The organism is Paenibacillus sp. M-152 (assembly GCF_003856555.1).
GTDB lineage: Bacteria > Bacillota > Bacilli > Paenibacillales > Paenibacillaceae > Paenibacillus > Paenibacillus polymyxa_C.
Genome location: NZ_CP034141.1, coordinates 556,059 through 567,598, shown reverse-complemented (window position 1 = coordinate 567,598; position 11,540 = coordinate 556,059). Strand labels below are relative to the sequence as shown.

The 11,540-nt window shown below is 46.2% G+C and carries 11 protein-coding genes; 5 read left to right on the top strand and 6 right to left on the bottom strand.

The window, feature by feature from the left end; genetic code table 11:
* Window positions 1–67: 67 nt before the first annotated feature.
* The 5 genes from EGM68_RS02560 to EGM68_RS02540 form a co-directional block, all read right to left on the bottom strand.
* Window positions 68–268, bottom strand: coding sequence for a copper ion binding protein (locus EGM68_RS02560; RefSeq protein WP_013369074.1), 201 nt, complete (start codon window positions 266–268; stop codon window positions 68–70).
* A gap of 55 nt (window positions 269–323) precedes the next feature.
* Entirely contained in the window at window positions 324–674 is a 351-nt protein-coding gene (locus EGM68_RS02555; RefSeq protein WP_013369073.1) for a metal-sensitive transcriptional regulator, read from the bottom strand.
* Window positions 675–793: 119 nt separating this feature from the next.
* Complete coding sequence (locus EGM68_RS02550; RefSeq protein WP_013369072.1) at window positions 794–1,537, bottom strand: DUF3600 domain-containing protein; 744 nt, start codon at window positions 1,535–1,537, stop codon at window positions 794–796.
* The gene (locus tag EGM68_RS02545; protein ID WP_013369071.1) at window positions 1,527–2,111 is read right to left on the bottom strand and encodes a sigma-70 family RNA polymerase sigma factor; all 585 of its coding nucleotides are present in this window, start codon (window positions 2,109–2,111) and stop codon (window positions 1,527–1,529) included. The genes EGM68_RS02550 and EGM68_RS02545 overlap by 11 nt, the downstream gene beginning before the upstream one ends.
* A 462-nt stretch (window positions 2,112–2,573) precedes the next feature.
* Window positions 2,574–3,803, bottom strand: a complete 1,230-nt coding sequence (locus tag EGM68_RS02540) for a multidrug effflux MFS transporter (RefSeq protein WP_129548598.1) — start codon at window positions 3,801–3,803, stop codon at window positions 2,574–2,576.
* 202 nt (window positions 3,804–4,005) lie between these two features.
* Between EGM68_RS02540 and EGM68_RS02535 the strand changes: the two genes are divergently transcribed.
* The 5 genes from EGM68_RS02535 (at window position 4,006) to EGM68_RS02515 (ending at window position 10,925) form a co-directional block, all read left to right on the top strand.
* Entirely contained in the window at window positions 4,006–4,599 is a 594-nt protein-coding gene (locus EGM68_RS02535) for a DUF5317 domain-containing protein (protein ID WP_058711892.1), read from the top strand.
* A 283-nt stretch (window positions 4,600–4,882) separates the two neighbouring features.
* Window positions 4,883–6,733 (top strand): bifunctional diguanylate cyclase/phosphohydrolase, encoded by a 1,851-nt coding sequence (locus EGM68_RS02530; RefSeq protein ID WP_129548597.1) that lies wholly within the window; start codon window positions 4,883–4,885, stop codon window positions 6,731–6,733.
* Between the two features lie 254 nt (window positions 6,734–6,987).
* Complete coding sequence (locus EGM68_RS02525) at window positions 6,988–8,706, top strand: copper resistance CopC/CopD family protein (RefSeq protein ID WP_129548596.1); 1,719 nt, start codon at window positions 6,988–6,990, stop codon at window positions 8,704–8,706.
* 30 nt (window positions 8,707–8,736) lie between these two features.
* A complete protein-coding gene (locus EGM68_RS02520; RefSeq protein WP_129548595.1) occupies window positions 8,737–9,486 on the top strand; it encodes a YcnI family copper-binding membrane protein in 750 nt (249 codons plus the stop codon).
* Between the two features lie 191 nt (window positions 9,487–9,677).
* Entirely contained in the window at window positions 9,678–10,925 is a 1,248-nt protein-coding gene (locus tag EGM68_RS02515; RefSeq protein WP_129548594.1) for a stalk domain-containing protein, read from the top strand.
* Window positions 10,926–11,021: 96 nt separating this feature from the next.
* On the opposite strand, the gene EGM68_RS02510 is transcribed toward EGM68_RS02515, so the two are convergent.
* Window positions 11,022–11,405 (bottom strand): winged helix-turn-helix transcriptional regulator, encoded by a 384-nt coding sequence (locus EGM68_RS02510; protein WP_025679610.1) that lies wholly within the window; start codon window positions 11,403–11,405, stop codon window positions 11,022–11,024.
* Window positions 11,406–11,540 lie beyond the last annotated feature (135 nt).

Sequence of the window (11,540 nt, the reverse complement as noted above, 5' to 3'; positions counted from 1 at the left end):
AAAAGCTCCTAATATGGAAGCTTCTCCTTCGAACAAATATGTTCTCGCATCATACAGCATCTTAATCTTAAACAACATCATAGCCTTGGTCTTCAATGGCTGTTTTCAGAGCTTCAACGCTCAGCTTGGATTCATCATATTCTACATTTACTTGTTTCGTCTCGAGGCTGACCTTGCCGGTAGCGCCTACTTTCTCCAAGGCTCCTTCTACTGCTTTCACGCAATGATTGCAGCTCATGCCTTCTACGTTCAATGTAACTTGTGCCATTTTCGTTTCCTCCTCAAGGGTACGTCCATACCCATAATGTGTATACCTGCTACTTTTAACGGATTAGCTTCTTAACCGTCACCAGCAGCTCATCAATCACTTCTTGCTCTCCTGCCTGCATGCGCTCAATGACACAGCTTTTCATATGCCCTTCCAGCAGCAGCTTGCCGACACCATTCAGGGCCGACTGAACAGCCGCAATCTGATTCAGCACATCGTCACAGTAGGTGTCCTTCTCAATCAATCCCTTAATCCCGCGAACCTGACCTTCAATACGGTTTAACCGGGATACAAGGCTGTTCTTGAATTCTGCCGAATGATGACTTTTTCTAACTGTCTTCTCTCCATCTGTTCCACAATGAGCCCCGTGGACTTCAGTGTGGGAAACAGGTTGCTCCTCAGCCATACATCAGCCTCCTGTGTGGTGTATATGCACTCATGCATTTAATATATCCTCATCATAATATACCCCCATGGGGTATGTCAACCTTCCAGAAAAGTGTCACCTTTTCGCCTTAATTTTCGTCACCGTTTCTTCTCAAGCGAATTAAACTGATCGAAATAAGGCTGAAGCAACCTCAAATGCTCCTCGTAATCTTCTCTTTCTCTTTCAGGCAAACGATCTGGATACAATACCCCATTTTCGCCCGTTATACGGGGAACATACTTGTAAAACTCCGTGAACAGAACACGGAACTTAACAAATTCATCCTTACTTAAAGCTTTTTTCGCATAGTCTAACTCGTCCTGTAAATCTATACTCTTATGGGTTTGGAATTCCTCCTGATTCAATTTATCAAAGTACGGTTCCAACTCGGCGGTTATTCGATTATACTCACGCTGTTCATCGACGCTTAAACGCTCCTTATGGAGCATCCCGTTTTTGTCCGTTATTTTAAGATTATAGGCTCCTAGTTCCTTTAGTAATTCCATAAAAACACTAAACTCTTCCTTCGACAAACGTCCCTGTGCTTGTTGGAGCTTCGATTCTACTCTTGTATATTCCTGTGCCGTCCCTCCCATTTCAATTAGCTTTTCCTGCGAGCCATACAGCGTATCAGTCAAGTAAGAGTAAGCAGCAAAGGCACCTGTCGGGATCAATAATGCCGCTACAAGAATCGTTGTCACGATATACTTTTTCATAGGTTTAGATCCTTTCCCTTTAATTCGCTCAATTTGTATCATGATATTTTCCTTTAACTCAATGGGAGGAGATAAGTGGTTATCCTCATGCTGCATCACCTTACGTAGTTCTTGCTCAAGCTTCATGGATTTTCTCCACCTTTCCGATCAGAAAATGTCCCTGCCGCTCTTTCGAACGGAGCTTTTGCAAAGCCGCGTGAATTCGTGACTTCACCGTACCTAACGGTATGTCTAAAATGTTTGCGATTTCCTCTTGGGAATACTCATGCAAATAGTGCAATACAATCACCTGTTTTAGCTTGAACGATAGCTGCTGAACTGCTTGGAGCAATACATGATTTGCAACCTTGTCCACTATTTCCTCAGAAAAATCAAACGCTGCATGATGCTCCAGACTCTCAGCCTTACTTGTGATTCGCATCCTCATCCATCTTTTTCTCCGATACGCCCGAATTTGACGCATAACAATCCCCATCAGCCAAGGTTGAAAAGATCTATTTGTATCAAATGTCTCCAGTGATTTATACACCTGTATATAAATTTCCTGAACCACATCATCAACGTCTGCCTTTTCCTCCAACAGAAAATGCACTGATTTATAGACCGTATGAATCGTGTAATCATAGAGCTCCTTATAAGCTTCGCGGCTGCCAGCCAGTGTCTCTGCAACAAGCATTGTCATCTGATCATCCTGTGCCAATCTGACCACCTCCTTGCACTGTTCGATCCTAATCTCCTCCTCTCTTTCGGCTCATACTCTATATTGGAAGGAACGGGGAATATCGTTCGATTTTTTTGTCTCAATAACAGAGAGACAGGGTATGGTCGGTTTTGTATTAGGTAAATTATTCTTTCGTTTAATTCCGACCATACTGATCCTGCTGTTTATTGCAACAAAAAAGTATAAACTTACCCTCACTTTACTTCTTTACGTATCCATATTTGGTTTAAACATACACGGAATAGACCCTTTCTTTCCCGTCCATATCATCATTTTGATTTACATTCTAATTCACAAACCTTCTCGTATGTACTTAAAACAGACACCCCTCCCCGCGAGGGAAGCCGAAGATATCTCGATTGTAAAACGATAAAAAAACACCCATGGTCTGAAGTGGTTCATGCATCAGTCCATGGGAGTTTTCAGTTCAAATTGCCTATTTTAAGCCTTCGCGCGTGCTTCCTTGGCAAGTACAATAAAGCTTAACAGCGCACCAAGCTCTGCTATAGCAATCACAACCGCCATCGGTACGGGGGTTGTTCCACTACCCAAGCCCACCAACGGTGAAGCGATGGAGCCAAGCAATAGAGGCAGCAAGCCAAGCATGGCGGACGCACTGCCTGCGGAACGCTGCTGACTCTGCATGGCCAGTGAAGTCGTCGTTGTACTCACAATACCTACGCAGGATACGACAAAAAACATCGGAATCAATACGGCTAACAGTTGGCCTCCGGTAAAAGCTACGGTAAGCAAGCTGATCCCGGCTACAGCCGCAATCACCAGACCTGACAAGAGCAACTGTCGCTCGCTAAATCGACCCACGAGTCTACCCGTCAACTGGGAAAACAGTACAATTCCTAAACCATTCACTGCAAAAATGATGCTATACGTCTGGGGGGAAACCCCGAAAATATCCTGAAGCACGAAAGGCGAGCCAGCGATGTACGCAAACATCGCCCCTGTAATCAGCGCCTGTGAGAGGGCATAACCCATAAAACGTCGATCTGCAAACAGATGACCGAGTGTTCCTAGCGTCTGCTTCAAGCCACCGGATGAACGGCGGTTCGTTGGCAACGTTTCTGGAAGACCCAATACGACGGCAATCAGCATGGCCACACCAACTACACACAGCACCATGAATACACCGCGCCAGGAAACAAAATTCAAAATGACACCGCCCAGCACAGGTGCAGCAATGGGAGCCACACCATTCACTAGCATGAGCAGTGAGAAAAAGCGTGTCAGTTCTTTGCCCGAGTACAGATCACGAGCCACAGCTCTGGAAATCACGATTCCCGCCGATCCCGTAAGCCCTTGAATAAAGCGAAGCGCAATGAGCACACCGATATTTGGCGCAAACACACATAACAGCGATGCTGCAGCGTACAGAATTAGCGAGATCACCAGCGGTCCTCTGCGACCCCTCACATCGCTAAGCGGACCAGCAACGATCTGACCAACGGCCAGTCCCAACAGACAGGCTGTCAAACTAAGCTGTGCCAGCGAAGTAGTCGTATGCAAATTGTCGGCTAATGTGAGCAGTGACGGCAAATACATATCTATGGACAAGGGTCCGAAGGCACTTAATGCACCCAGAACAAAGGCAATCCATAATATTCGTGATTTGGTCATATCTGCGGCAACCATTACCGTATTGGATAACCGGTTCATGATAATAATCATCCTTTTCACTAAAATATAAATAATGACTTCAATATATTATGATATCATTCATTTCGTCTGGCTTCGAATAATTACACGCTAATCCGCAATTTTTTTTCAAAACTGCTATAAATCAGGCAGGAATTTACCAATTTCAGGTCGAATTACACGGTAACCAAAACAAAAAAAATGTAGAATCTGGAGAATGATAATGGTCTATGATGGAGTGCTGCTGGGTCTCATTGTAGGTCTGTTCAGAGGAGGCTGGCGGCAAGGTCTGATCCGTTTCAGTCATATTCGCCTTATAGCCGGCTGGATGTTCCCCCTGCTGCTCGTGGTGCAATTCATTATTTTTTATGCTCAGGAAAAATGGGCTTGGCTGGCAGCTATGAACGGGTATCTATTTATGGGAGTCTACGTAGTCGGATTGATATTTCTCTGGTTGAACAGACATCATAAGGGATTCAAGCTTATTTTAATCGGCGTATTATTGAATTTTATCGTGATGGCGGTAAATGGCGGCAGAATGCCGGTCTCGTTGAGCGCTTCAGAGGTGCTGGGCCCCTATTATACAGATATGCTTAAATCCGGAAGTGTCATCTCGAAACATTACATGATGGATGCGAGCACGCGTTTATCATTGCTTGGTGACATCATCCCCCTTTCTAAGCCCTATCCCCGCACGCAGGTGATTAGTATTGGAGATGTCGTCATGAACTTCGGGATGTTCCTGTTTATCCAAAATGTGATGGTCGTGAAAAGAAATAAGGATAATCAACAAGAAACCAATCCCCGCCACGCCTAGTTCAGACCTTATTCCAAGGAAGGGAGGGAACATTATGAAAAACTTGAAATACTCCCGTGTGATTATCAATGCTATTATCGTTGCTTCTGTTGTAATCGCTTTGACTTCCGGTTACAAAATCGGGGGCTAGTCACCGATAAGATAAAAAGGGAAGCACAGGCTCAACAAAACAGGCTGGATTCCGGCCTGTTTTTTCATGTGAAATTTTCGATTACAAAATTGTAAATTATCCCATTCACCCCTGGTAGCTTTGACATCAAGATACGACAAGGCAGGAGAAAAAATGATGAGTATATTAAAAAAGCTGCAAGAACGGGTTACCACGACGGGAATATACGTATTTTTCATGTGTATGGTAGGCCTGATCGTCCTCTTGTATACGAACCATTGGTCCTTTTTGCACTATTCAACGACAGAGTGGGTCACGATCTATTCCTTATTGGGAGCAGTTCTGATTTTGGAGCATTTTACATTCCAGTTGCCACCAGCCAGTAACAAGCAGTCCATGGATTCCTCCGTGTACCTCGCTTGTATTTTTGTGCATGGCACTGAAATTGCCATTTTGATTTTGCTGTTCAATGTGATTATTGCTGCGTTTCGGCATACAGAACTGTCCTGGTGGAAACATGCAGTCAATTTTTCCATTTACGCACTTTCCATTTTCGTATCGTCAACCGTATTCGAACTAAGCGGCGGAACGCAGGGAGCCTTAAACGAGGACCATTTTACTTCCTACCTGCTGGCATTGATCTGCTACTTTACGGTGAACACAATCACCCTCGGCATCTACTTCTATATCGCATATAAAGGGTCGTTCAATGAGCTCAAACAGGCTTTTTTGGCTGAATCCCTGCTTGTATACTTATGTACACTCATCCTGTCTTTGGTGTTGACCACGCTGATTTATTACAACGGAATTTTAGGACTTTTGCTGTTCCTGGGCCTAAGCATGCTCTTATCCCACGCGTTCAAGCAAATGTTCACGATGTATCGTGAAATTGAAGAAAAAGCCAACACGGATCGCAGAACAGGGTTGTACAATCACAGCTACTTTGAAAATACGCTTGAAGCTGAACTGAATATATCCAAATCGCAGAATATTCCCCTAAGTCTGGCGCTGATTGATATTGATGATTTCAAAAAATACAATGATCATTTCGGTCATCTCAAGGGTGATCAACTACTGGGGTTTCTCGGTGAGTTTCTGAAAAAGGAAACGTTCGGTACTCACATTACCGTATCCCGCTATGGTGGAGAAGAATTCACTCTGCTTATGCCCGATCATACCGCTGAACAAGCTTATGAAAAAGTCAATGCTATCCGAAAAAGACTGAATGATTCCCGTTACGAGGGAGTCGAAATTTTCCCACACGGGTGCCTGTCCTTTTCCGCAGGCATTGCACAAAGCCGCATTGACATCTACGACAAATCACAGCTGGTCGATCTGGCGGATAAAGCACTGTACTACGCCAAGAAACAGGGCAAAAATATCGTTCATACACACGGTAGTCTAAATGAAGTGGAACGCGAGGTCGATCTGGGACAGGATATCCGTGATCTTGAGCAGCAGCTCAATCTGTTCTTGTACAAGGATATTAACACCTTCAAGCATTCCAAACGGGTATTCAGATATGCAGCGGACATGAGCGATGTGCTTCAGCTCGGTCCAAAGGATAAACGGCGTTTTTTACTGGGAGCCCTCATTCACGATATCGGAAAACTGGAAATCCCCTGGAATATTCTTAATAAAAAAGAGAAGCTGTCCAGCGAGGAATGGCGGATGGTACAAGCTCATGTCATGTGGGGCAAACGTATTGTCGAAGCCAACGAACGATTCATAGATTTAGTTCCTTTTGTGGAGCTGCATCATGAACGTTATGACGGGGGAGGCTATCCGTTTGGCTTTAAGGGCGAGCAAATCCCAAGGCTGTGTCGGATGCTGACAATCATCGACTCTTTTGATGCGATGACAACCGAGCGTCCCTATCAACCGACCAAAACATTCGAGGAGGCCATCGAAGAATTGCGTACTTGTTCGGGAAGTCAATTCGATCCCGAACTAACGGCTATTTTTATCCAATATATTCAACATAAGCAACCTGCTTTCACGCAGTCTATAGAAGCAGGCCTCTAATGTCTCATACACTATTCCTCTTTATCCCTACCGCGAATGAAATCCAGGCGATTTCATTCGCAGTAGGGATTTTTCATAGGATTCGCATTCTGCATGATGCTTATTATTTCAAATTTCATATAAATGTCATAATTCGTTCCATCTATTCACGCTATATGCACTATGATTAAGATAGGAATTGGTTTGTCCGTATAGAATGCTACAAATGAGGATATCCTCGCTTCAAGTAATCGAGAGAAGGTGACTTCACAGGCATGTTGTACCTGTCCAGACCAGCCCGTGCGGCTTGTCTTTTATTGCTGTGTCTCCCTCTTCTGCTCCTGTTTCCTCACTCATCGTGGGCTCATGCATTTGTCGTTGAATCCAGTCCGACCGAAAATCAGGTTTTGGACAAGTCTCCTTCTGAGGTGACTATCACTTTCAACGAAGATTTGCAATCTGCCTTCATGTCCATCAAAGTGACCGATGAAACAGGCAAGCGGGTCGACACAGGAAAAGCACAGCTCAACCCAGAGCACCCATCCACCATGGAAATACAATTGATTCCAGGGATGAAAAATGGAATTTACACCATCACTTGGAGAGCTTTGTCCGCAGATGGACATCCAGTCAATGGAGTGATTCCATTTCAAGTAGGTAGCGGTTCCAATGCGTATACCGATCAAGCTACCCCTTCTGAAAGCTCTGGGACATCACGAATCGACTTAATCGCTGTCCGTTGGCTCCTTTACATAGGACTATCGCTGCTTTTTGGAGCGATTTGTTTCCGACTGTTCCTCTTACCGAGCATAAACCGAGACAAGAATCGCAGTGAGCAGAAGATGCTTAATCAGCAGCCCTCTGACACATTCCCCCGTTGGACTAAGTTGCTATGGAGCGGCTATGGCATAACGTCTGCTGCCATTTTAATCAGCCTACCGCTTCAGGCGTCTTGGGATGCTGGAGTTTCCATCAGGGAGGGCTTCTCACTTCCCATTCTGGGAGAAGCGCTTCAATTTACTGGGGCAGGTAAAATCTGGTTTATCCAGATGATTCTCGTGCTGCTTCTAAGCGTAACGTTAATTTATGCGATTGATCCCAGCATTTCCAATCGCCAGCGCCGTGTATGGGGCTACAGCTCCGTTCTACTAACGCTGAGCCTCATGCTATCCAAGGCCTTTGTTGGGCATCCGGCAGCAGCTACCCATCCGGCTCCAGCCATTGTGGCAGATTTCGTCCACCTTGCAGCGTCAGCCTTTTGGATCGGCTCACTTACCGTCATGGTGGTGTGCCTGCCTGTTGCCGGATCGGAGCTGCCTGTATCCAAGCAGGCAGCTCTGCGACAAATCGCCCTGCGCCGCTTTGCTGGCTGGGGCATTGCTATGGTGGCGGCGCTACTCGCCACTGGTATCTATGGAGCGCTGCTGTACCTTCCGGCTCCCTCCATGCTGCTGAACACGTCCTATGGACTCGTTCTGCTCGGTAAAGCAGCGCTACTGCTAGTTATGCTGGTCTTTGCAGCCAGCCAGTTCCGCAGCGCTCGACAAGCGGCAGCGAGCAAACGAGCCGCCGGAGGATTGCGTGTCGAGCTGTCCGTCGGCCTGCTCGTGATGCTGTTGGCAGCGGTGCTCACTCACATGTCACCTGGCCAGGCACCTGCTGTACCGTTTGAGGAGACTCGCACTACTGGCGAATACAGCGTTACACTGGCAGTCAGCCCGAATGCTGTGGGCAGCAATGAATTTAAGGTATCCGTTCAGGATAGCAAGGGTACTGCCGTTTCAGGTATCCAGCAAGTCACATTGACGCTTACCCCAGCTGATCCTGACCAAGATCAACAGGAATTTGTTCTGCCCGTGAAGCAGCAACAGCCCTTCCGCAGTCAGGAATTGATAACCTCCGAAGGAACATGGGCGGTAAAAGTACATGCCCTGACGGCATCACTCGATGCGGTTGATGCTGAATTTACTCTGCATGTAGGCGGTAAAAAATAATTATTTTATCTAACAAGGAGCGAAATGAAGATGAATATAACGATTCAAACAGCAAAATCCAGGTTTTCCAGGCTCACAACCTCTATAGGTTTAATTGCGGCTGGTGCCTTGCTTTTTGCAGGTATGGCCAGTGCGCATGTGACGGTCAAGCCTTCCGTTTCACAACCTAATGCGTGGGAAACGTACACGTTGAAAGTGCCTGTGGAAAAAAACATTCCAACCACCAAAGTCGCTTTAAAAGTTCCTAAAGAGGTCGTTTTCAAACAATACGAGCCTGTACCGGATTGGAAGGTAGCCACCGAAAAAGACAGCTCTGGCAAAATAACCACCGTCACATGGACGTCTGAAAAAGACGGCATTCAAGCGGGACAGTACCAACGCTTCAGCTTTGTAGCACAAAATGCAGACCAGAATACCGCGGCAGCCTGGGACGCCTTCCAATATTACAGTGACGGAAGTATTGTGGAATGGACAGGCGATGAAGGAAGTAACAATCCTCATTCCATTACCAAAATTACGGCAGATGCCACAACCGAAACTTCTGCTCCTGCCGCAGACAGCGGACATGATTCGGCAGGCACCGCAGAGGGCCATGCGAGCACAGATACGGCCAAAGATAACAGCAGTGCAGCGCCGACCTCGGACAATGCTGCTGAGGCTACGCCTGCCGCTTCTGCTCCAGCCAGCTCTGCTGCACAAACAACAGCACTTGTCCTCTCGATCATCGCAGTCGTGCTTGGTGCCGCAGCAGTAGGCATTGCACTCAAGCGTCGCAAGTAATCTGAGTTACAAACAACAGAGCCTTACATGTAAAAAAGCTGGTGCCATTCATTCAGGCACCAGCTTTTTTTATCGTTATCTCATCCTATCATTTTACATTCACCTATCTATCATTTTTTTGGTAAAATGATAGAAACCTCACGATTCTAACATGATAGCATTGCAATCTATTAAGCATAGGAGATCATAGGATGAAAATCGTAAATAAGGCTCTGTTATCTAGCGTTATCTTTCTGAGTACCGCAGCGGGCATCTATAGTCCCTTGGCACAAGCGGAGGCGGGTAAGGTCAGCATCATGCTGGACGGATATCCATTGCCGTTCCCTGTACAGCCTGCCATGATGAACGGCACGACGATGGTTCCCTTTCGCGCTATTTCTGAGGCTCTGGGCATTACAGTGAAATGGGATCAAGCCAACCAAAGCATCACCGCTACCAAAGCGCAAGGCAATGCAACCAAGCAGGTGGTTCTCAAAATGGGGAGCCGCAATGCCACAGTAGATGGACAAACGGTTCAACTAACAGCAGCACCGCAAACCGTACGCGGCAGCACGATGATTCCGCTGGGCTTTTTCGGGCAACAGTTTGGAGCCACAGTGAACTGGAACCAGGGAACACGGACGGTCTCTATCACATCGCCACGTGAAGCTATGTACACTGTAGGCTTCTATGCACTGTCTTCCTTTGACCAAAAATCCAAAATACCGAATTTTAATGCCGTTGCCTTCGGCTGGAGCCGAATTGATACGAACGGACAGTTCACAACGACCGGCAAAGAATATAAATGGCCTCAAGCTGCTGGAGCTGTAACTCCCGAGTCTATTCTACAGGAGGCAGATAGCCAGGGGACTTCCCCTTACCTGATGGTTTATTCTGTCGACGGTAATCATGAGCTAACCAAGGTTTTGGAAAACGCGCAGCTTCAAGAACAGACCATTTCCCAAATCGTCAGCACTGCCACCGATAAGCAGTTCAAGGGCATTACGTTAGATCTTGAAGGATTAGGCTGGAGCGGCGATAAGGCCAAAGCTCGCTCCGATTACAACGCCTTTATTAAAAAGTTATCAGCCAAAGCGCATCAAGCCGGGCTCAAGCTTACCGTCGTTCTGCATCCGCTGAATAGCTCTTACACTGGCTATGATTACAAGACGCTGGGCAATCTGGCGGACGATCTGATCATCATGGCCTATGATTACGGACAAAAATCTACGCCTGAGCCACTGGATAAAGTGGATGAAGCCATAAAGCTGGCGTTGAAGGAAACCTCGCGGGACAAGCTCATTTTGGGAATTTCAATGGGTAGCGAAAAAGACAGTACCGTTAACGCCAAGATCGGTTTAGCTAAACGTTATGACCTCAAGGGAATCGCCATCTGGCGTCTGGGTATTATTGGAGAAACGGCCTGGGCGAAGATGAACGAATCGATCGAGTTTAAATAGTGTCCATTTTGTAAAAGGAATCCGTCCTTATTCCGCCCGCTAATGATTTTCATGTGTTTTCTATGAAATCATCGGTGGGCTTTTCTCATGTCTATCTTAGCAAAAATGCTTGCCTGACTTGGAAATTGTCGCCACAGGCTCGCATCCCTGTTCTCCGTAGAAGATCCCCCAGTCTCTCATAAAATCCAGCAACGGTCTTAACGTATCTCCCAACGGGGTAAGCGAGTATTCCACACGTGGTGGGTTCTCGTTATAAATTTCACGGTGCACAATGCCATCACGCTCCAATTCGCGTAGCTGCAAGGTTAGCATCCGCTGTGTAATATTAGGCAAGGTCCGTCGAATTTCATTATAGCGCCGCGGTCCTGTGGTCAAATGATATAAAATGACTCCCTTCCACTTGCCTCCAATCACCCCAACAGTTTTCGCTACCGGACATCCAAAATTAACGCTAACTGTATGTTCCATCTCCTGTGCCATGTATTCCCCTTCTTTCTACAGGATGTAGGCTAATAGCCTCAGACCTATAACAAGGAACAAATATGTGCGTACTTGTTCCCTGCAAAAACTTTCTATATGATAACTATATATTCGATATTAGCTCTCATTATAGTA